The organism is Bradyrhizobium sp. WSM4873, from assembly GCF_055811355.1.
Genome location: NZ_JBVVPS010000019.1, coordinates 1 through 20,255 on the forward strand (window position 1 = coordinate 1; position 20,255 = coordinate 20,255).

Here is a 20,255-nt window from a genome sequence, read left to right on the forward strand (position 1 = left end):
CCAAGCTCGCCGGCGGTGTCCACCGTCTCGACGGCCAGCTCATGGTCGTCCTCGACGTCGATCGCGTCCTCGAGCTCAAAACCGAAGTGCAAATGGCTGCGTGAGCCCAAAAACATCGAAGCGGGAGAACCAAAATGAAGACGTGCTTGGTGGTCGATGATTCCAGCGTCGTGCGCAAGATCGCACGCCGGATCCTGGAAGGCCTGGAATTCGAAGTCACGGAGGCCGAGGACGGCTCCAAGGCGCTCGAGGTCTGTCAGCACAAGCTGCCCGACGCGGTGCTGCTGGACTGGAACATGCCGGTGATGGACGGCTTCGAATTCATGGGCCACATGCGCCGCCTGCCGGGTGGCGACCAGCCCAAGGTGGTGTTCTGCACCACCGAAAATAACGTAGCTCATATCGCTCAGGCGCTCAGCGGCGGCGCCAACGAGTACATCATGAAGCCCTTCGACAAAGACATCATCGCCGACAAATTCGCTGAAGTCGGCTTGATTCCGGTCGGACAAGCCATGGTCTGAGTTATCTGGCGGAGTGTTCCAGCCAGAGTGTTCCCAGTACAGCTTCCGAGAGGCCTATCCGTGACCCCGACCGAGTATGAGTATCTGCGTAAGTTCCTGAGGGATCATTCCGGGCTCGATCTGTCCGCAGACAAGCAATATCTGATTGAAAGCCGGCTGTTGCCGCTGGCGCGCAAGGCCGGGATCTCTGGCATCGGGGAGCTCGTGCAGAAGCTGCAAGGCGCTGGCTCGGGCGCGCTCGTCACCAGCGTGGTCGAGGCGATGACCACCAACGAGACTTTCTTCTTTCGCGACAAGGTCCCGTTCGATCATTTCCGCGACACCATCATGCCGGAGATCATCAAGGCCCGCGCCGGCCGTCGCAGCGTGCGCATCTGGTGCGCCGCCGGCTCGACCGGGCAGGAGCCCTATTCGCTGGCGATGAGCCTGAAGGAGATGGGTGCGGCCCTGACCGGCTGGCGGGTCGAGATCATCGCGACCGATCTGTCGCAGGAGGTGCTCGAGAAGGCCAAGGCCGGCATCTACAGCCAGTTCGAAGTGCAGCGCGGGCTGCCGATCCAGATGCTGATGAAATATTTCAAGCAGACCGGCGAGACCTGGCAGATCAATCCCGAGCTGCGGGCGATGATCCAGCACCGGCAGCTCAATCTGCTGCACGATTTCGCTCAGCTCGGCACCTTCGACGTCATCTTCTGCCGCAACGTCCTGATCTATTTCGATCAGGACACCAAGATCAACATCTTCAACCGGCTGGCTCGCCAGATCGAGGGAGACGGTTTCCTGGTGCTTGGCGCGGCCGAAACGGTGGTCGGACTGACCGACACGTTCAGGCCGATTCCGGAGCGGCGCGGTCTCTACAAGCCGAACGACCCGCGTGCCGCGGCCGCCAAGCCGGCTCTTGCCGGCGCAGCGCCGCGCGTAGCGGTCATGGCAGGACGATAGGCATGGCCGAGGATGGCAAGGGCGCGGAACGCGTGACGTTCAGTCGCGGCTATGATGTCTGCATCATGGCCATCGACGGCACCTGGCGCCGCGACTGCAAGCTCAACGCGATCTCCGACACCGACGCCATCCTGACGGTGGAAGGCTCGATTCAGGGCCTGAACCTCAAGGAGTTCTTCCTGCTGCTGTCGTCCACCGGGCTTGCCTACCGCCGCTGTGAACTGGTGCGCGTCAATGGCGTCGAAATGGACATCCAATTCCTGCGTGGCAAGAACCGGAAGAAGCGCGGCGCCGCCGGTGGCCGTGACGAGGCAGCGTGATCGTCACGTGCGTCTCGTCGCCGTTTGCCGCGAAGTTGGTTCACATTTGCTGAAACATCCGACTGAATTTGCCGTAGCGACTTTACGTCGCCTAAGCGCGAGCCGTGTATGCATTGCCGGTCTCAATCTCAGGATACCGCAATGCCCAGAAGCTCTTTTTCCCCTCTCCCGTCAAACCTGCCCGACGGCGCCGAGCGGCGCGCACTTCAGCTTCTGGTGGTCGATGACGACGCCACCCAGCGCAGCCTGATCACGGTCGCGGCCAAGCAGGCCGGCCATGAAGTCACCGTGGCGCCGTCCGTGGCCGCAGCGATCGAAAAACTCCGCACTGCGCGCTTCGACTGCGTGACACTCGATCTCCTGCTGGAGGATGGCGACGGCATCGACGTGCTGGGCGAGATGGCCAAGGCGAAATTTGGCGGCGCCGTGATCGTCATCAGCGGCATGGATGGCAAGCGCCGCAGCGCGGCTCGCAGCTTCGCCCGTTCCGTCGGGATCGAGCTCCAGAGCCTGCCCAAGCCGCTGGATCTGGCCGCGTTGCGCATCAGCCTCGCCAATCTCGGCAAGACTGCGATGGGCCTGCCGGCGATGCACACCTGGGGTGGTGTCGCCACCGACGCGATCGTGGAGCGGCACCGCGCCTGAGCCGCCGGCCTGCCATGCGATGAATGCGGTCGTCGCGCCGCAGCAACCACGATCTGGACCGTGCTGCCGGTTTCCGACAGGCAATTAACGGCGTGGGCAAGGTTCGCCCGGCAGGCGTCGAGAGCGGCGATCGCCATGGCATACCGGGATGTGACGTCGTCAAGCACGAAAACGTCGGCGGAACCTTCCGGATCGCTGCCGTGTTCTTGATCCATGGCTGTGGCGGTCCGGCGCATATTGGTCTCGATCTGCGAGATCAGCATGCGAAGGTCAGCCGCAATCAGCTCACGGCTCTCGACTTCGGGCATTGCGACGAGAGGCGGCGTAGCGGCCCGATTTAGCATGGATATTCTCTGTCCTCTGCAATTAGGCGCCTTGCCGCTACTTGTGCGTTAAGTCCATGTCCCGTACAAATACGGTGGGCCGAATCCGCGCCGAACGCCATAACGGTTGGGGCGGACGCGAGTCCTTCATGCCAACCGGATGTGTGGCACATGGCCGAACAAAGCTCTCGCGGTGAAATCTTCGTGGTCGACGACGACGCTGCCGTTCGCGACACCTTGTCGATGGTGTTGAAGGCGGCGGGCTATGAGGTGATCTGTTTTGCGGACGGCGCAGCATTGCTCTCCGTCGCGCGAAGCCGCACACCTGCAGCGGTCCTGCTCGACGTGCACATTCCCGGCAAGTCGGGCCTCGATATTCTCAATGAGCTGCACGGCGAAGACTATCCGGCACCGATCTTCATGATCTCCGGACAGGGCGATATCGCGATGGCGGTGGGGGCCATCAAGAGCGGCGCGCTCGACTTCATCGAGAAGCCGTTCCGCGGCAGCGAGATCGTCGGCCGGCTCGACGAGGCGATCGGCGCCTATGCACGCAGGCAGTCGGAGAACGCAGCGCCGAAGTTCGGCTCGCTGCATTTCCCCGGGCGCGAGCCGTTGACGCGCAGGGAGCGCGAGGTGCTCGAGCAGTTCGCCGCCGGCGCCTCCAACAAGGAGGCCGGCCGCACGCTCGGCATCAGCCCGCGCACCATCGAGGACCACCGCGCCAACATCATGAAGAAGCTCGGTGCGCGCAATGCCGCCGATCTGATCCGGATCGTGATGACCGCGGCGCAGCGCGCGTCGTAAATTCCGTGGGTGACATTTCGTAGCCCGGATGAGCGAAGCGACATCCGGGACGTGGCTCGTCGTGTTCCCGGGTATCGCTTCGCTCACCCGCGCTACGGGTTCTCACCCAGCCCGACGCGCCATCAACTGCTCAACGCCTTGCGGATAGCCCGCGCCAGATCGGATTTGCGATAGGGCTTCGCTAGTAGCAGAACGCCCGAATCCAGCCGGCCGTGATGGATGATCGCGTTCTCGGTATAGCCGGACGTGTAGAGCACCCGGAGATCGGGGCGCGTTCTCTGCAGTTCGTCGGCGAGCTGCCGTCCGTTCATCTTGCCGGGCATGATGACGTCGGTGAACAGGAGGTCGAACGGTTTTCCGGCGGCGACGATTGCGAGCGCCTCCGCGGCGTTCGCAGCCTGCAAGGTGACGTAGCCGAGCGAATGCAGCTGGGCCAGCACGTAGTCGCGCACCAGCCGGTCGTCCTCGACCACGAGGATCGTCTCGTGTCCGCCCTCGATGCTCGCCGGCGTCACGCCCTCGCCGACCACCGTCGGCGTCTTGCCGGGCGGCAAGTACATCTTGATCGTGGTGCCGTGGCCTTCCTCGCTGTAGATCTTGATATGGCCCGCGGACTGCTTGATGAAGCCGTAGACCATCGAAAGCCCGAGTCCGGTGCCCTTGCCCGGTCCCTTCGAGGTGAAGAAGGGGTCGAACACCCTGGCCAGCATGTTGGCGGGAATTCCGCTGCCGGTGTCGCTCACGGCGATCAGCACGTAGTGTCCCGGCGGGACGTCGTTGACGCTGGCATAGATCTCGTCGAGATAGGCCGCGCCCGTCTCCACGATCAGCTTGCCGCCGCCCGGCATGGCATCGCGGGCATTGAGCGCGAGGTTGAGGATCGCGGTGGTGAGCTGGCTGGGATCGACGATCGCGACGCAGTTCTCGTTCTCGAACACGGATTCGACATGGATCTGCTCGCCCAGCGTCGGCCGCAATAGTTTCGCGGTGTCGATGATCAGTGCGTTGACATCGATTTCGCGCGGCTGGAGCGGCTGCTTGCGCGCAAACGCCAGCAGATGCTGCGTCAGCTCGGCGCCACGCCCGGCGGCCTCGTCGATCATCTTCGTGATCGCCGCGAGCTCCGGCTCCTTGGCCACCGCGTCGGCCAGGATCTCGATCGTTCCGGTGATGACGGTGAGGATGTTGTTGAAGTCGTGCGCCACGCCGCCGGTGAGCTGGCCGACCGCCTCCATCTTCTCGGCCTGGCGGATGCGCTCGTCGGCCGCGATCTTGTCGGTCAGGTCGCGGTAAAACGAATTGAAGAGGACACCTTCGCGTCGCCGGAGCGCCGTGACGCTGAGCTCGGCCCTGAATTCCTTGCCATCGCGCCGCCGTACCAAGAGTTCGCGACGTGGATTGGCGAGGGATTGTTGCTCGGATTCGAGAAAGAGCTTGAGTCTGGCCCTGACGCTTTCCCGCTCACTGGGGGCGACGAAAAGCTCGATCGCATTCTTGCCGATTGCTTCCTCACGCGCCCATCCGAAGAGCTTCTCGGCTTGCGAGTTCCAACTCAGGATGGCACCGGCCTGGTCGGTTTGGGTGAAAGCGTCGAGCGAGGTCTCGACGATGTTGCGCGCAAGCTGTTCGCTCTCCCGCAACGACTCCTGTGCAAGCCTCGCCTCCGTCATGTCGCGCCCGACAAAGAAGTAGCGCTGGGCATGGTCGGACCAGCTGCCGAGCCAGGACAGCCAGACTTCGCGTCCGTCCTTGTGGAAGCAGCGGGTGTCGGCGAGCTTCAGCCGCTCGCCGCGCCTGAGCGCGCGCATCTCGTCGCGCGACTGGTCGAGATGGCCGGGATGAATGAAATCGGCGCCGCTGCGGCCGATCATCTGCTCCGGCCGGTAACCGATAATGGCCTCGCTGCTCGGACTGATCTGCGCGATGTGGCCGTGCGCGTCCATCACCATGATCAGATCCTGCGAGGTCTCGAAGATCTGGCGCCGTTCCTCGAGTTGCTGCTGCAGCGCCCGCTCGGCCCGCCGCGCCTCGGTCAGGCTGCGCGCCGTGCCGGAGGCGCCCACGATCTCGCCCGACGGGCCTCTGATCGGGGACAGGCTGAGTGAGATTTCGACCGGCGTGCCATCCTTGCGCAGGCGCACGGTCTCGAAGCGTTCGATCGGTTGACCCCGGGCGAGCCGCTGCAAATAGTCCTTGCCTTGCTCGCGTCGGTCGGGCGGGACGATGATCGAGGTGGATTTCCCGATCGCCTCATCCGCCGAATAGCCGTAGAGGCGCTCGGCGGCGGCATTCCAGCCGGTGATGACGGCGTCGAGCGATTGCATCACGATCGCGTCGTCGGAGGATTCTACGGCGGCGCTGAACAAGCGCTCGCGCGCTTCATGATGGCTTCGCGCGGCCTCGGTGCGGCGATGCTCCTGGATCTCGCGTTCAAGAGCGGCCGTCTTCGCTCTCGTTTCGTCGACCATCTGAGCAAATGCCCGCGCCAGCACGCCTGTCTCTCCGCTCGCATCGACGGGAATATCGGCGCGCCGTCCGCTGCCGATCGCCTCCACCGCCGCGGTCAAACGCCCGATCGGCCGCGTCAATGAGCGCGCCAGCAACACCGCAAGCAAAGCTGCGGCAAGAACGGCAAGCAGGCCGACCAGCGAGGAGGTTTTTTGAATGGCCGCCGGAACGCGGCTGAACACGGATGCGGGGGCCGTCTCGATGATAGCCAACCACTCCTTGCCGGCAAGCAGCGCCGGTGCGATCGCCGCTCCACTCGGCCGGCCCGACCGGTCGCTCGTCAGCTGCGTGGATCCTTGCGGCTGGCCGGCCCGGGCTGCAAAGAAAGGAAAGTCCCGGCGCCAATCGTTGGCGTTGCCATGCAATGTACCGAATTCCCGCGCGCGATCGGGATGGACCAGATAGTCGCCACGCGAATTCACGACATAGATGTCTCCCCCGGCGCTCGCGGTCGAGCGGACGCGGTCGAGTGCGGGACGCATGTCGATATTGGCAATGATGATGCCGAACGGCTTGCTATCAGGCGTGAACAGCGGCGTCGCGACGCGCAACGTCGGAATGTGAGGGTCCGTGGTTCCTCCTTGCCGGGTGGCGAGATCGACGGGCGAAACATAGATGTCGCCCGGCGCCAATCGAATCGTCTCCTGGAAGTACGTTCGTTCGCTCTTGCGTTCGAGTTCGCCGTTGGGGACAATCCGTGCGGCTCCGTTAGGGCCGGCGCGATCGACGCGGACCAGTTCGCGCTGGTCGTCGTCAAGGCCGATGATTCGAAATTGCCCGTAGCTCGGCTTCGCGTCGATCTCGGCTGCGAACCGCGTGGCGATGCGCTCGCGCCAGGTTTGCTCCGAAACGCCGTCGACTGCATCGATGCCTCCACCGACATGAGCGCGGATCAGGCCATTGATGGCAGCGGCGGAGCGATAACCGAGCAGATCGCCACGAGCGCCGGCAACGTAAGATTCAAGATGGGTGGCCAGCAGGCTCGACTGGGCTTCGATCCGTTCCAGGACCCGCGGAATGACGGCTTGGGTGATGTTGCGATAGCCGAGCCAGCCGACCGCGGCCACGGTGACCGCCACCAGCAGGATCATCGCGATAGCGAGCCGCGTAGCTAGCGTCATGGGGATATTCGCACCGCTCCCTGAAGGGCCGTGCCCGTGCTCGGTTGGAACAGAATGAAGGTTCTTGTCATCGGCGGCCGGTGCTGACATCCGGATTCCTCACCGATGCCGTCCGCGCTGCGTCCAGGCTGCCAGCGACCGCGGCAAGCAGTGCGTCGGCCCGGAACGGCTTCTGCAAGCTCGCCACCGCGCCGAGCTTGGTCGCCATCTTGAGGAAGTCCGGCTCAGCATACGCGTCCGGCGCGAACGACCGGCCGGAAATGACGACGATCGGAATCGCCGGCTGCAGCGCCCGGATGTGGCGCATCGTCTCCAGGCCGTCCATGCCTGGCATGAAGATGTCGAGAAACAGCAGGTCGAACTGGCTGGCCTCGAACAGCGCAAGTCCCTTGCGGCCGTCTCCGGCGACGGTGATGTGATGACCGGCCCTCTCCAGGAGCAGCCGAATCGTCATCTGCACGGCCGGATCGTCATCCACGATCAGGATGTTGGCCACGTCTGGTATCCTCCCGGGCCGGATGGGGTTTCCCAGCGACCGCAAATCAAACCATCAACTCTGAAATTGTCGCGCGGATTGCATCCGGCCTGCAAGCACTTCGCCATCGATCCGATGATTGCTCGCAAAAGGCGAATCGCTTGCGCAACTTATGCACGGTGACGTGCACAAGCGCGCGACGACCGCGCGCATAGGCCTAGTCGGTCAGGTATTCGGGATAGTGGCTCCGGATCGTGTCGAGCTCGCTCAGCGTGCCCGACAGGTGCTTGCGCAGATGCTGTTGCGCGGCATAGGCGTCGCCGGCCTCGATCGCGCGCGTGATCAGCTTGTGGTGGCGGACGATGTTCTGGGCCTTGCCGGGAGAGGGCAGATGCAGCCGGCGCAGCCGGTCGATATGTCCGCTACGGCTGCGCACCAGCGTCCAGAGCTCCTGCTTGTCGGCCGCGGCATAAAGCTGCGCGTGAAAATCATTGTCGCCGGCGATGAAGCTCTGGAAGTCTCCGGCCTTGGCGAATTGCTGCTGGAGCGCGATCGTGTGGTCGAGGCGTAAGACGAGGGCTTCGCCGTGCTGCTGCGCGAGCAGCCTGACGATTTCGAGCTCAAGCGCCTGGCGCAGGAAATGGGCCTGCTCGGCCCGACCGACATCGACCCGGCTGACGACGGTGGCGTGCTGTGGAAACACGTCGACGAGCCCTTCTTCCTCCAGCCGCATCAAGGCGTCGCGGATCGGCGTCGAGCTGACGCCGAATTGTGCGGCGAGATCCGTGCGCGACAGCGGCGAGCCCGGCGGCAGTTCGAGCGCGAGAATGGCATTGCGCAGCCGCTCGAACACTTGCGGTGCGGCCTGCCGGGCCCGGTCGAGCCGCGCGCCGGGGCGGGCCACCGTGCGGGCCGCGGGTTGGGCTGTTTCCATGCGAAGAGCTCCGGCCGCCTTGCCTTTGATGCACTAATACATTAGTGCATTAGCGAGATCGCTCGTCAATGGCGTCCGGAGGAAACGAACAACAATGATCAAGCAATTGCAGTATGGCCTCACGGCCGTCGCCCTGATCGCCGCCACGGCGCTGACGGCCTCGCCGGCGAAGGCGCAGCAAAAATCCGAGATCTCGCTGTCACGCCAGCCCGGCATTTTCTACATGCCGAGCCACATCATGGAAAAGCAGAAGCTGATCGAGAAGCACGCAGCTCAGCTCGGGGTCGCGGGTGTCACCACCAAATGGGTCACCTTCTCCGGCGGCGGTGCGCAGACCGATGCGTTGCTCGCGGGCGGCGTCGACATCCTCAACACCGGCACCGGCAATCTGCTACTGCTGTGGGACCGCACCCGCGGCGGCGTCAAGGGCATCGTTGCGACCTCGGCGCAGCCGATGACGCTGATCAGCCGCGACGCCAACATCAAGTCGATTAGGGATTTCGGCCCCAGCGACAAGATCGCGGTGCCGACCGTAAAAGTCTCGACCCAGGCGATCGTGCTCCAGATCGCTGCCGCCGAGGCCTTTGGTGCCGACCAATGGTCGAAGCTGGACGTCAACACGGTGCAGCTCGGCCATCCCGACGCCTATGCGGCGCTGTCCAATTCCAAGCACGAGGTGCACACCCATTTCTCGATTCCGCCGTTCACTTTCCTCGAGCTGAAGAACGTGCCGGGTGCGCATGTCGTGCTGTCGTCGCCTGACGTGATGGGCGGGCCGCTCAGCCAGGCGCAGTTCTTCACCACCACGAAGTTCGCGGATGCCAACCCGAAAATTATCCAGGCCGTGCGCGATGCGACCAAGGAAGCGCAGGATCTGATCCGCAGCGACACCAGACAGGCGGTCGAGATCTACAAGGAGATCACCGGCGACAAGACCTCGGTGGAAGAGCTGCTCGATCTCCTGAAGGAGCCCGGCATGATGGAGTGGAATCTCGAACCGCAGGGCACGATGAAATTCGCCGCGCATCTGTTCAAGACCGGTACGCTGAAGACTCAGCCCAAGGCCTGGACTGATTACTATCTCCCCGTCGCCCACGATCTGAAGGGCAACTGATGGCGCTGCTCGAGGTCAGCTCGGTGACGCTGCGCTACAAGACCTCCAGCGCCGTCGTCACCGCCACGGAAAGGGTGAGCTTCACCGTCGACAGGTCCGATCGCTTCGTGCTGCTCGGCCCGTCCGGCTGCGGCAAGTCGACCCTGCTCAAGGCCGTCGGCGGCTACATGGCGCCGAGCGAAGGCCGCATGACCATCAACGATCGCGAGATCCACGGTCCGGGCGCCGATCGCATGATGATCTTCCAGGAGTTCGACCAGCTGCTGCCGTGGAAGAGCGTGCTGGCCAACGTGATGTTTCCGCTGCTGACCGCGCGAAAATTGTCGCGCAAGGACGCCGAAGCGCGGGCGCGGGCCTATATCGAGAAGGTCGGGCTGACACGCGTGGTCGATGCCTATCCGCACACGCTGTCCGGCGGCATGAAGCAGCGCGTCGCGATCGCGCGCGGCATGGCGATGGAGCCCGACATCCTGCTGATGGACGAGCCGTTCGCCGCGCTCGACGCGCTGACGCGCCGGACCTGCCAGGACGAGCTGCTCCAGCTCTGGAGCGAGACCAAATTCACCGTGTTGTTCGTGACGCATTCGATTGCGGAAGCGATCCGTATCGGCAACCGCATCCTGCTGCTGTCGCCGCATCCAGGCCGCGTCAAGGCTGAGGTGATCGACGTCGACAAGGTCTCCAATGAGGATGGCAGTGCCGGTCGGCTCGAGAAGGAGATTCACGATCTCCTGTTCGCCGCCGAAGCAACGGCGCATTGAGGGAGCATCTGATGGGCGAAGCCAGGATCCTGCTGCGTGAGGCGCCGGTCGCCGGCGGCGCGGCCGAAGTCGAGCGCAAGCTGAGCGTGCCCGAGCTGTTGTGGAACGATGGCTTTGTCCGCAAGACGGTCATCATCCTGTTTCTCGCGGCGGTCTGGGAGGCCTATGGCCTCACGCTCGACAATCCCCTGCTGTTTCCGACGCTGCACGACACGATCCTCACGCTCTACGATCGCGTCAAGGACGGCACAATTCCGATGCGGGCCTGGGCTTCGCTCAAAGTGCTGTTCATGGGTTATTCGGCGGGCATCGCGCTCGCCGCGATCTTCACCGTGCTTGCGATCTCGACCCGCATCGGCACCGATTTCCTTGAGACGGTCACGGCGATGTTCAATCCGCTGCCGGCGATCGCCCTGCTGCCGCTGGCTCTGATCTGGTTCGGTCTCGGCAACGGCAGTCTGGTGTTCGTGCTGATCCATTCGGTGCTGTGGCCGGTCGCGCTCAACACCCATTCCGGCTTCAAGAGCGTGTCCAACACGCTGCGCATGGTCGGCCGCAATTACGGCTTGCGCGGGCTGCCTTACGTGGCGAAAATCCTCATCCCCGCGGCGTTCGGCTCGATCCTGACCGGCCTCAAGATCGGCTGGGCCTTTGCCTGGCGCACGCTGATCGCGGCCGAGCTGGTGTTCGGCGTGTCCTCCGGGCAGGGCGGGCTCGGCTGGTTCATCTTCGAAAACCGCAACCTCCTCGACATACCTGCGGTCTTCGCCGGCCTCTTGACGGTGATCATCATCGGGCTTTTTGTCGAGAACCTGATCTTCCGCGCCATCGAGCGGAACACCGTGCAGAAATGGGGCACCCAATCATGACCAAGAAGAAACTGACGCCCGACCAGCTCCGCAGCGCGCGCTGGTTCGCACCCGACGATCTCCGCTCGTTCGGCCATCGCTCCCGCACCATGCAGATGGGCTACGCGCCGGAGGAGTGGAAGGACCGCCCGATCATCGCGATCCTCAACACCTGGTCGGACGCGCAGCCCTGCCACATGCATTTCAAGTCGCGCGTCGACGACGTCAAGCGCGGCATCCTGATGGCCGGCGGCCTGCCGCTGGAGTTGCCGGCGCTGTCGCTGTCGGAATCGCTGTTGAAGCCGACCACCATGCTCTATCGCAATCTGCTGGCGATGGACGCCGAGGAGTTGCTGCGCAGCCATCCCGTCGACGGCGTGGTGCTGATGGGCGGCTGCGACAAGACCACGCCCGCGCTGCTGCTGGGCGCCACCTCGATGAACATTCCGGCGATCTATCTGCCGGCAGGTCCGATGCTGCGCGGCAATTGGAAGGGCAAGACGCTCGGCTCGGGCTCGGACGGCTGGAAATATTGGGACGAGCGCCGCGCCGGAAAAATCTCCGACAAGGACTGGCTCGACATCGAAGCCGGCATTGCACGCAGCTACGGCACCTGCATGACCATGGGTACGGCGTCCACCATGACCGCGATTGCCGAGGCGATCGGCATGACGTTGCCGGGCGCCTCCTCCATTCCCGCCGCCGATGCCAACCATATCCGCATGGCCTCCGAATGCGGCCGCCGCATCGTCGAGATGGTCTGGGAAGATCTGACGCCCAAGACGATCCAGACCCGCAAGGCGTTCGAGAACGCGATCGCCGTGGCGATGGCGATGGGCTGTTCGACCAATGCGATCATCCATCTGATCGCGCAGGCTCGCCGCGCCGGCCTCGACATCGGCCTCGACGATTTCGAGATTGCGAGCCGCAAGGTGCCCGTCATCGCCAATGTGCGGCCGAGCGGCGATGCCTATCTGATGGAGGACTTCTTCTATGCCGGCGGCCTGCCGGCCCTGATGGGGCAGATCAAGCCGCATCTGCATCTCGACTGCATCACCGTCACCGGTAAGACCGTGGGCGAGAACATCGATGGCGCCGATGTCCACAATGACGATGTGATCCGCTCGATCGACAATCCCATCTACAAGGAAGGCGCGCTCGCCGTGCTCAAGGGCAATCTCGCGCCCGACGGCTGCGTCATCAAGCCGAGCGCCTGCGCGCCGCGCTTCCTCAAGCACACCGGGCCCGCGCTGGTGTTCGACGACTATCCGTCGATGAAAAAGGCGGTCGACGATCCCGATCTCGACGTCACCGAGGATCACATCCTCATCTTGCGCAATGCGGGGCCGCAGGGCGGACCGGGCATGCCGGAATGGGGCATGCTGCCGATCCCGACCAAGCTCGTGAAGCAGGGCGTCCGCGACATGGTGCGGATCTCCGATGCGCGCATGAGCGGCACCAGCTACGGCGCCTGCATTTTGCACGTTGCGCCCGAATCCTATGTCGGCGGGCCGCTGGCACTGGTGCGAAACGGCGACCGCATCACGCTTGATGTTGCCGCCCGCACCATCAATCTCGATGTGTCCGAGGCCGAGCTAGAAAAGCGCCGCGCCGCCTGGAAGCAGCCCGAGCGCCGCTTCGAGCGCGGCTATGGCTGGATGTTCACCAAGCACATCAAGCAGGCCAATGACGGTTGCGACTTCGATTTCCTCGAGACCGATTTCGGCGCGCCGATCGGCGAGCCCTCGATTTACTGATGACCCTGTCATTCCGGGGCATCGCAAAGCGATGAGCCCGGAATCCATTGGGCCGCAGTCTGTGCCGCCCGATGGATTCCGGGTTCGCGCTATGCGCGCCCCGGAATGAGAAAAGAGAGAGCCAATGCAATGACAAAACTCAGTGAAGCCACCCGCACCAAGCTCAAATCCGTTTCCACCGCCACGGTCGCAACCGCGCTGTTCAAGCGCGGCCTGCGCATCCAGATGATCCAGGACGTGCACCCGCTCAGCGCCGGCCAGCCGACGATGGTCGGTGAAGCCTTCACGCTGCGCTATATGCCGGCCCGCGAGGACCTCAACACCATCGAGGTCTTTAAGGACCGCTCCCATCCGCAGCGCAAGGCGGTCGAGGATTGCCCGGCTGGCAGCGTGCTGGTGATGGACAGCCGCAAGGACGCACGCGCCGCTTCCGCCGGCGCAATCCTGGTCACGCGGCTGATGAAGCGCGGTGTCGCCGGTGTCGTCACTGACGGCGGCTTTCGCGACTCGGCCGAGATCGCCAAGCTCGGTATCCCCGCCTACCACCACCGCCCGAGCGCGCCGACGAATCTGACGCTGCATCACGCCATCGAGATCAACGTTCCCATTGGCTGCGGCGATGCGCCGGTGTTTCCCGGCGACGTCATTCTCGGCGACAGCGACGGCGTGATCGTAATTCCCGCGCATCTCGCTGACGAGATCGCCAACGAGACCTTCGAGATGACCGCGTTCGAGGACTTCGTCACCGAGGAAGTCAACAGGGGCCGCGGCATTTTCGGTCTCTATCCCGCGACGGACCCGCAGACGCTGACCGACTTCGCCGCATGGCGGAAGGCGAACGGAAGGTAAAGGCCGGCAACTCGTCCCACAATCTCTGTCGTCGTCCTGGCGAATGCCAGGACCCATCACCCCAGGGAGTAGTCGTCTTTTCGCGCGGTACTGACACCGACCTTTGTCGGATAGATCACGCGGTATGGGCCCTGGCTTTCGCCAGGACGACCAGGGAGAGCGTGGCCTACACCCCGGCCTCCGCCATCCCCGCCGCCCAGAGCGCGAACGCATAGACGATCGCGACTTCATCCAGCCGGTTGAAGCGTCCCGAGGCGCCGCCGTGGCCGGCGCCCATGTTGGTGCGGAGTAGCACCGGGCCGCCGTCGCTCATAGTCGCGCGCAGGCGTGCGATCCATTTGGCGGGCTCCCAATAGGTGACGCGCGGATCGGTCAGGCCACCCATCGCCAGGATCGCGGGATAGTCTTTCGCCGCGACGTTGTCGTAGGGCGAATACGACAGGATGGTGCGGAAATCCTTCTCGCTCTCGATCGGGTTGCCCCATTCCGGCCATTCCGGCGGCGTCAGCGGCAGCGTGTCGTCGAGCATGGTGTTGAGCACGTCGACGAACGGCACTTCGGCGACGATGCCGGCGAACAATTCACCGGCGCGGTTGGCGACCGCCCCCATCAGCATGCCGCCGGCCGAGCCGCCGTGGCCGACGATGCGTTTTGCGCTGGTGTATTTCGCGTCGATCAGCGCGCGGGCGCTGGCTGAGAAATCGTCGAACGAATTCGTCTTCTTCTCGCGCTTGCCGTCGAGATACCAGCCCCAGCCCTTGTCGGCGCCGCCGCGGATATGGGCGATGGCGTAGATGAAGCCGCGATCGACCAGCGACAGCCGGTTGGCGCTGAACGAGGCCGGCATCGCCATGCCATAGGAGCCGTAGCCGTAGAGCAGAAGCGGCGCCGCGCCGTCGAGCGTAAGCCCGCGCCGATGGAGGATCGAGACCGGCACCTCGGCCCCGTCATGCGCCTTCGCCATGATGCGCGTCGTGACGTAGTCGGCCGCATTGTGGCCGGACGGAATCTCCTGCCGCTTGCGCAGGGTGCGCGTCCGCTTGACCATGTCGTAATCATAGACTTCCGACGGCGTCGTCATCGACGAATAGGCGAAACGCAAATTCGTCGTCTCGAATTCATAGGAGCCCATTGTATCCAGCGAATAGGCCGCCTCGTCGAACGCGATGGCGTGCTCCTCCTTGGTCGCGAGGTCGCGGATCACGATCGACGGCAGCGCATTGGCGCGCTCCAGCCGCACCATGTGGCTGGCATAGAGATCGAGGTCGATGATATAGATGCCCGGGCGATACGGGATCAGATCGCGCCAGTTCCTGCGCTCGGGGGAAGCGAGCGGCGCGGTGACGATCTTGAAGTCGATCGCGTCGTCGGCGTTGGTGAGGATGAACAGTTCGTCGCCACGGTCGGCGAGCGAATATTGCACGCCTTCCTCGCGTGCCGCGACAAGGCGCGGCGGTGCGTCGGGATGGGCGAGGTCGATCAGCCGCTGTTCCGAGGTCTCGTGGTCGCCGCCCGCGATCACGCAGAAGCGGCCGCTGGTGCTCTCGTGCAAATGGGTGAACCAGCCGGAATCCTGCTCTTCGTAGACCAGCGTGTCGTCGGCCTGCCCAGTGCCGAGCTTGTGCCGCCACACCTGCATCGGGCGATGATTGTCGTCGAGCTTCACGTAGAAGAACGACGTGGCGTCCTTGCTCCAGACCACGCCGCCGTCGGTCTCCTCGACGACGTCGTCAAGGTCGTTTCCGGTCGCCCAGTCGCGCACGCGGATGGAGAAATACTCCGAGCCTTTGGTGTCGGCGCTCCAGGCCTGCAGCCTGTGGTCGTTCGAGTGCCGGCTGCCGCCGAATTTGAAATAGGTGTGGTCCTTGGCGAGCGCATCGCCGTCGAGCACGATGTGGCCTTCGCCGCCATCGCGCGGCATGCGGCCGAACAGCTCGTGCTGGCCGCCTTCGCGGAACTTGCGGAAATAGGCGAAGGGACCATCCGGCGACGGCACGCTGGAATCGTCCTCCTTGATCCGCCCCCGCATCTCGCGCACCAGCGTCTTCTGGAGGGCCGCGGTATGGCCGAGCAGGCTCTCGGTGTAGTCATTTTCTGCGTCGAGATATCTGCGGATGTCGGGATCGAGCACCGCGGGATCGCGCAGCACCTCCTGCCATTTCTCGTCCTTCAGCCAGGCATAGTCGTCGGTCACGGTGATCCCGTGCCGCGTGAACGAATGCGGCCGGCGCGGCGCGACGGGGGGCTGGGAAGGTGTTTTGGCTTGTGTCACTCGATCCTCATTCAGATGCGTGTTTCACCTTATATCGTCCCGATTCCACGAATTGCCAGCATCGCTGCGGGCCCGTTGCCGGGTTGTTGACCGGCCGCTTGTATGCTTTAGGGGCCGGGTCTTTAGTCCCGCCGCCGGTCCAGCCTGATGCTGTTCAATTCCTATCCGTTCATCCTGCTGTTCCTGCCGGCCGCGCTGGCTGGCTATTTCTGGCTCGGGCGGTGCAGCAATCTGGCACCGGTGATCTGGCTGGCGGCGGCCTCGCTCACCTTCTATGCCATCGGCAATTGGCAATTCGTCGCCCTGTTGGTGATATCGATCGCCTTCAACTACGGCATAGGCCATCTCCTCATCGTGGCGAAGCTTGCTCCGTCGCAGCGAAAGGCCGCACTTGCCCTCGGCGTCGCCGGCGACCTCCTCGTGCTTGGCATCTTCAAATATGCCGGCTTCGTCACCGAGAACATCAATGCACTGGCCGGCACGCATTTTGCGGTTCACATCCTGCTGCCGGTCGGCATCTCCTTCTACACGTTCACCCAGATCGCGTTCCTGGTCGATGCCTGGCGCGGGCAGGTGGCGGCCTACGCGCTGCCGCACTACGCGCTGTTCGTGACATACTTTCCGCATCTGATCGCGGGGCCGATCCTTCACCACAAGGACATGATCCCGCAATTCGAACGGGAGGAAACCAAGCATCCGCATGCGCATCTGATCCTGTGCGGAATCATCATCTTCGCAATCGGCCTGTTCAAGAAGACGTGCCTCGCCGACGGCATCCAGCCGCTGGTCGCGCTCGCCTTCGATGCGCGCGCGCCGAGCTTCGACCAGGCCTGGCTTGGCGCGCTCGCCTACACGTTCCAGCTCTATTTCGACTTCTCCGGCTATTCGGACATGGCGATCGGGATATCGCTGATGTTCGGCATCTTCTTACCCGTAAATTTCAACTCGCCGTACAAGGCCACCAGCATCGTCGAGTTCTGGCGGCGCTGGCACATGACGCTGTCGCACTTCCTGCGCGACTATCTCTACATCCCGCTCGGGGGCAACAGGCGCGGCCGCGTGCTCCGTTACGTCAATCTGCTGCTCACGATGCTGCTCGGCGGGCTCTGGCATGGCGCGGCCTGGACCTTTGTCATTTGGGGCGCGCTGCATGGCGCCTATCTCTGCGTCAACCACGCTCTTAACGCGCTGGTGCCGAATGTTCCGAAGTTGCTCGCGCGCCCAACTCACGTCGCCGGGGCCGTGCTGACATTCCTCGCCGTCGTTGTCGCCTGGGTCTTCTTCCGCGCCGAACGGGTCGATTGGGCGCTGCGGATTCTGAATGCGATGGCCGATCCCTCGAATATCGTGTTCGACCGCGAAGAGATTGCCGCGTTGGTGATGGTCGCAATTTATGCCGCGCTGGTGTGGCTCGCGCCGAACACGCAAGGAATCATGGGGTACGATCACGCCAATCGCACGGTCGGCGACGGTCTGATGGCCGGCCGGATGCGGCCGCTGGTCCTCTATGGTGCGTCGCTGGTGCTTGCGTTTGGGATTTTGGGTATCCAGAGCCACAGCGAATTCATCTATTTCCGGTTCTGATGCGAGGCGCGTTCACACATCCAGGGCGACTTCTCCTCGCGAGCATCGCGTGCGTGCTGGGCGCGGCTGCGCTCACCTATGTCGTCGATCCCCTGCAGCTGTTTCGCCCCTCGCGCCTCGTCGCGCCGTTCTATTCCGATGACACGCGCGTGCAGAATGCCGGGCTGATCCGCAGCCAGTCGTTCGACACCGCGTTCATGGGCACCTCGCTCGCGATCCATTTCCGCCAGAGCGACATCGACCATGCGCTTGGCGTGCACTCGCTCAAGCTGGCGATGACCGGATCCAATTCGCGCCAGCAGGGTTTTGTGCTCGAGCAGGCCATCGATCGCGGCGCAAAGCGCGTGATCTGGGCGATGGATGATTTCATCTTTGTCGATGCGGCCGACATCGAGACCGATCCTTATCTCTCTGCCGATCTCTATCGCGGGACGGCAAAAGGCATCGCTTCCTATCTATTCAGCGCGGCGATGGCGAAGGAATCCCTGTTCGCATTGCTGCGGTCGGTTCCGCCGCTGCGAGAGCCGCTGACCCGGGCCGCGCCTTATCTGCCCGTCAAGTTCGCGCTTGAAGACGTCGACGACATCTATGCGCTGTCGCGGGATGCCGACGTTGCGCGCGCCTATAATGCCAAAAGGACGCTCGCGGCCTTCGCCTATATCACCGATCCCGTGCGCAGCCGTTTTCTCGGCGAAGGCTATCGTTACGACGCGATGGTTCGGCATTTCGAGCATGATGCCGTCGACCTGATCGCGCGCCATCCGGACGTGACCTTCGACATCTACTTCCCGCCCTATTCGATCCTGCAATTCGTCGCGATGCGCGACGCTTCGCCGGCGACGCTGAAGATCGTCACCGATCTCACGGCGCGCATCGCCGAACGCCTGACGCAGCTTGCAAATGTACGCCTGCATGATTTCCGCGCGATCAAGCAGGTGACGCACGATCTCAACAATTACGCTGATGTCATCCACCATTCGCCGGTGATCGATGCGAAGGTGTTGTCGTGGCTGGCGAGCGGGGAATACCGGGTCGATCTGAAGGCGCCGCTGGCGCCGCTGAACGAGCTGAAGGCGCAGATCGAGGCGTATCGGATGCCGCAGTAGCCGCGGCAAACTCAACTGTCGTCCCGGATCTGCGCTCCGTCCTGGACAACGCTCCGCGTCGCCAGGAGCTTCGCTTGTCCGGGACGACAGCGGAATTCGGACGGGCGCTTTACACCGCCACCTCTTCGCCGAGATACGCGACCGCTGCCTCGAGCCCGCCCTTGCCGTGCGGGATCTTCAGCGCGTTCAGCCCGACCTCGATCACGCCCAACGTGCCGAGCAGCATCGGCGCGTTGACGTGACCCATATGGGCGATGCGGAAGGCCTTTCCGGTGAGGTCGCCGATGCCGTTGCCGAGCACCACGCCGCATTTCTCCTTGCAATAGCGTTGCAGCACTGCCGGGTCGTGGCCGTTGCTCATGGTCACCGTGGTCACGGTGTTGGAGCGTTCGCTGGCTTCCGCGATGTTGAAGCCGAGCACCTGGCCTTCGGACCACGCGCCGACCGCGCGACGCGCGGCTTCGCCGAGCAGGCTGTGGCGGCGGAAGGCGTTCTCCAGCCCTTCCTCGTGCAGCAGGTCGATCGCCTGGCGCAGCGCGAACAACAGATGGACCGGCGCGGTGCCGGCATATTTGCGATAATGCTCGCTGCCTTCGCGCTCGCTCCAGCTCCAATAGGGCGTCGCCATGTTGGCCTTCTTGTGCACCTCGAGCGCACGCGCATTGGCCGTGACGAAGCCGAGGCCGGGCGGCGTCATCAGGCCCTTTTGCGAGCCCGACATCGCGACGTCGATGCCCCATTTGTCCATCTCGAACGGCATGCAGCCGAGCGAGGCCACGGTGTCGACCATGTACAGCGCCGGATGGCCGCTTGCCTTGATCGCCTTGCCGATCGCCTCGATGTCGTTCTGCACGCCGGAGGCGGTGTCGACCTGGACGACGACGACGGCCTTGATGGTGTGCTCCTTGTCGCGGCGCAGGCGCTCCTCGACGTCGTGCGGCCGTACCGCGCGGCGCCAGTCGCCCTTGAGCACCTCGACCTCGGCGCCCATCAGGGAAGCCGCATGGCCCCAGCCGATCGCGAACCGTCCGCTTTCGAGCACCAGCACCTTGTCGCCGCGCGACAGCACGTTGCTCAGCGCCGCTTCCCAGGCGCCGTGACCGTTGGCGATGTAGATGTAGGACTTGCCCTTGGTCGCAAACAATTTCGAGATGTCGCTGAGCAGGCTCTCGGTCAGATCGGTCATCTGCTTGGAGTAGATGTCGATCGCCGGACGATGCATCGCCCGCAGCACCTCGTCGGGCATATTGGTGGGCCCGGGGATGGCCAGAAATTCCCGGCCCGCGCGAACGGTCATTGCAGTTGGTCCTTGTTGCCTGAGAACAGGATGGTGGGTCGCTGATTCACACTTTTACGCGGCGCTGCGGT

Annotated in this window: 17 protein-coding genes and 2 pseudogenes; 13 read left to right on the top strand and 6 right to left on the bottom strand. The window is 63.8% G+C overall.

Going from position 1 to position 20,255, the window contains the following annotated elements; genetic code table 11:
• The 5 genes and pseudogenes from AC0L21_RS23425 to AC0L21_RS23445 all read left to right on the top strand — a co-directional run.
• Positions 1–104: pseudogene (locus AC0L21_RS23425) on the top strand (chemotaxis protein CheW); the annotation flags it as partial.
• Positions 105–134: 30 nt separating this feature from the next.
• The gene (locus AC0L21_RS23430) at positions 135–521 is read left to right on the top strand and encodes a response regulator (RefSeq protein WP_007598955.1); all 387 of its coding nucleotides are present in this window, start codon (positions 135–137) and stop codon (positions 519–521) included.
• A gap of 60 nt (positions 522–581) precedes the next feature.
• On the top strand, positions 582–1,463 hold the full coding sequence (locus AC0L21_RS23435) for a CheR family methyltransferase (RefSeq protein WP_275174421.1): 882 nt from the start codon (positions 582–584) through the stop codon (positions 1,461–1,463).
• Positions 1,464–1,465: 2 nt separating this feature from the next.
• Positions 1,466–1,783 (top strand): hypothetical protein, encoded by a 318-nt coding sequence (locus AC0L21_RS23440; RefSeq protein ID WP_007598957.1) that lies wholly within the window; start codon positions 1,466–1,468, stop codon positions 1,781–1,783.
• 141 nt (positions 1,784–1,924) lie between these two features.
• Positions 1,925–2,428: a response regulator gene (locus AC0L21_RS23445; RefSeq protein WP_473264148.1), complete on the top strand. Its 504-nt coding sequence runs from the start codon at positions 1,925–1,927 to the stop codon at positions 2,426–2,428.
• Between the two features lie 62 nt (positions 2,429–2,490).
• Here AC0L21_RS23445 and AC0L21_RS23450 read toward each other — a convergent pair.
• Positions 2,491–2,772: pseudogene (locus tag AC0L21_RS23450) on the bottom strand (hypothetical protein); the annotation flags it as partial.
• Between the two features lie 150 nt (positions 2,773–2,922).
• Between AC0L21_RS23450 and AC0L21_RS23455 the strand changes: the two are divergent.
• Positions 2,923–3,558 (top strand): response regulator transcription factor, encoded by a 636-nt coding sequence (locus tag AC0L21_RS23455; RefSeq protein WP_007604420.1) that lies wholly within the window; start codon positions 2,923–2,925, stop codon positions 3,556–3,558.
• Positions 3,559–3,680: 122 nt separating this feature from the next.
• On the opposite strand, the gene AC0L21_RS23460 is transcribed toward AC0L21_RS23455, so the two are convergent.
• From AC0L21_RS23460 to AC0L21_RS23470, 3 genes are all read right to left on the bottom strand, one after another.
• Positions 3,681–7,277, bottom strand: a complete 3,597-nt coding sequence (locus tag AC0L21_RS23460; RefSeq protein ID WP_473264149.1) for a PAS domain S-box protein — start codon at positions 7,275–7,277, stop codon at positions 3,681–3,683.
• A complete protein-coding gene (locus AC0L21_RS23465; protein ID WP_473264150.1) occupies positions 7,255–7,683 on the bottom strand; it encodes a response regulator in 429 nt (142 codons plus the stop codon). The genes AC0L21_RS23460 and AC0L21_RS23465 overlap by 23 nt, the downstream gene beginning before the upstream one ends.
• Before the next feature lie 196 nt (positions 7,684–7,879).
• Positions 7,880–8,596, bottom strand: a complete 717-nt coding sequence (locus tag AC0L21_RS23470) for a GntR family transcriptional regulator (protein ID WP_473264151.1) — start codon at positions 8,594–8,596, stop codon at positions 7,880–7,882.
• Positions 8,597–8,690: 94 nt separating this feature from the next.
• Between AC0L21_RS23470 and AC0L21_RS23475 the strand changes: the two genes are divergently transcribed.
• From AC0L21_RS23475 to AC0L21_RS23495, 5 genes are all read left to right on the top strand, one after another.
• A complete protein-coding gene (locus AC0L21_RS23475) occupies positions 8,691–9,710 on the top strand; it encodes an ABC transporter substrate-binding protein (RefSeq protein ID WP_473264152.1) in 1,020 nt (339 codons plus the stop codon).
• Positions 9,710–10,471, top strand: coding sequence for an ABC transporter ATP-binding protein (locus AC0L21_RS23480; protein WP_473264153.1), 762 nt, complete (start codon positions 9,710–9,712; stop codon positions 10,469–10,471). Before AC0L21_RS23475 ends, AC0L21_RS23480 begins: the two co-directional genes overlap by 1 nt.
• Positions 10,472–10,482: 11 nt before the next feature.
• Positions 10,483–11,340, top strand: a complete 858-nt coding sequence (locus AC0L21_RS23485; protein WP_473264154.1) for an ABC transporter permease — start codon at positions 10,483–10,485, stop codon at positions 11,338–11,340.
• Positions 11,337–13,076 carry an L-arabinonate dehydratase gene (gene araD / locus AC0L21_RS23490; protein ID WP_473264155.1) on the top strand — a complete coding sequence of 580 codons (1,740 nt, stop codon included), beginning with the start codon at positions 11,337–11,339 and terminating at the stop codon, positions 13,074–13,076. The genes AC0L21_RS23485 and araD overlap by 4 nt, the downstream gene beginning before the upstream one ends.
• 129 nt (positions 13,077–13,205) lie before the next feature.
• The gene (locus AC0L21_RS23495) at positions 13,206–13,925 is read left to right on the top strand and encodes a ribonuclease activity regulator RraA (protein ID WP_473264156.1); all 720 of its coding nucleotides are present in this window, start codon (positions 13,206–13,208) and stop codon (positions 13,923–13,925) included.
• 166 nt (positions 13,926–14,091) lie between these two features.
• On the opposite strand, the gene AC0L21_RS23500 is transcribed toward AC0L21_RS23495, so the two are convergent.
• Positions 14,092–16,197: a S9 family peptidase gene (locus AC0L21_RS23500; RefSeq protein ID WP_473264157.1), complete on the bottom strand. Its 2,106-nt coding sequence runs from the start codon at positions 16,195–16,197 to the stop codon at positions 14,092–14,094.
• A gap of 147 nt (positions 16,198–16,344) precedes the next feature.
• On the opposite strand from AC0L21_RS23500, the gene AC0L21_RS23505 reads away from it, so the two are divergent.
• On the top strand, positions 16,345–17,781 hold the full coding sequence (locus AC0L21_RS23505) for an MBOAT family O-acyltransferase (protein ID WP_473264158.1): 1,437 nt from the start codon (positions 16,345–16,347) through the stop codon (positions 17,779–17,781).
• The gene (locus tag AC0L21_RS23510; protein ID WP_473264159.1) at positions 17,781–18,887 is read left to right on the top strand and encodes a hypothetical protein; all 1,107 of its coding nucleotides are present in this window, start codon (positions 17,781–17,783) and stop codon (positions 18,885–18,887) included. The genes AC0L21_RS23505 and AC0L21_RS23510 overlap by 1 nt, the downstream gene beginning before the upstream one ends.
• Positions 18,888–18,996: 109 nt before the next feature.
• Here the strand turns inward: AC0L21_RS23510 and AC0L21_RS23515 are convergent, their stop codons facing one another.
• Positions 18,997–20,184, bottom strand: a complete 1,188-nt coding sequence (locus AC0L21_RS23515) for a pyridoxal-phosphate-dependent aminotransferase family protein (RefSeq protein WP_473264160.1) — start codon at positions 20,182–20,184, stop codon at positions 18,997–18,999.
• Positions 20,185–20,255: the final 71 nt, after the last annotated feature.

Coding starts and splice junctions, on each gene's coding strand:
- AC0L21_RS23480 (WP_473264153.1), top strand. CDS start 9,710: ATGGCGCTGCTCGAGGTCAGCTCGGTGACGCTGCGCTACAAGACCTCC.
- AC0L21_RS23485 (WP_473264154.1), top strand. CDS start 10,483: ATGGGCGAAGCCAGGATCCTGCTGCGTGAGGCGCCGGTCGCCGGCGGC.
- AC0L21_RS23475 (WP_473264152.1), top strand. CDS start 8,691: ATGATCAAGCAATTGCAGTATGGCCTCACGGCCGTCGCCCTGATCGCC.
- araD (WP_473264155.1), top strand. CDS start 11,337: ATGACCAAGAAGAAACTGACGCCCGACCAGCTCCGCAGCGCGCGCTGG.
- AC0L21_RS23445 (WP_473264148.1), top strand. CDS start 1,925: ATGCCCAGAAGCTCTTTTTCCCCTCTCCCGTCAAACCTGCCCGACGGC.
- AC0L21_RS23510 (WP_473264159.1), top strand. CDS start 17,781: ATGCGAGGCGCGTTCACACATCCAGGGCGACTTCTCCTCGCGAGCATC.
- AC0L21_RS23440 (WP_007598957.1), top strand. CDS start 1,466: ATGGCCGAGGATGGCAAGGGCGCGGAACGCGTGACGTTCAGTCGCGGC.
- AC0L21_RS23460 (WP_473264149.1), bottom strand. CDS start 7,277: ATGTCAGCACCGGCCGCCGATGACAAGAACCTTCATTCTGTTCCAACC.
- AC0L21_RS23495 (WP_473264156.1), top strand. CDS start 13,206: ATGACAAAACTCAGTGAAGCCACCCGCACCAAGCTCAAATCCGTTTCC.
- AC0L21_RS23470 (WP_473264151.1), bottom strand. CDS start 8,596: ATGGAAACAGCCCAACCCGCGGCCCGCACGGTGGCCCGCCCCGGCGCG.
- AC0L21_RS23505 (WP_473264158.1), top strand. CDS start 16,345: ATGCTGTTCAATTCCTATCCGTTCATCCTGCTGTTCCTGCCGGCCGCG.
- AC0L21_RS23430 (WP_007598955.1), top strand. CDS start 135: ATGAAGACGTGCTTGGTGGTCGATGATTCCAGCGTCGTGCGCAAGATC.
- AC0L21_RS23515 (WP_473264160.1), bottom strand. CDS start 20,184: ATGACCGTTCGCGCGGGCCGGGAATTTCTGGCCATCCCCGGGCCCACC.
- AC0L21_RS23455 (WP_007604420.1), top strand. CDS start 2,923: ATGGCCGAACAAAGCTCTCGCGGTGAAATCTTCGTGGTCGACGACGAC.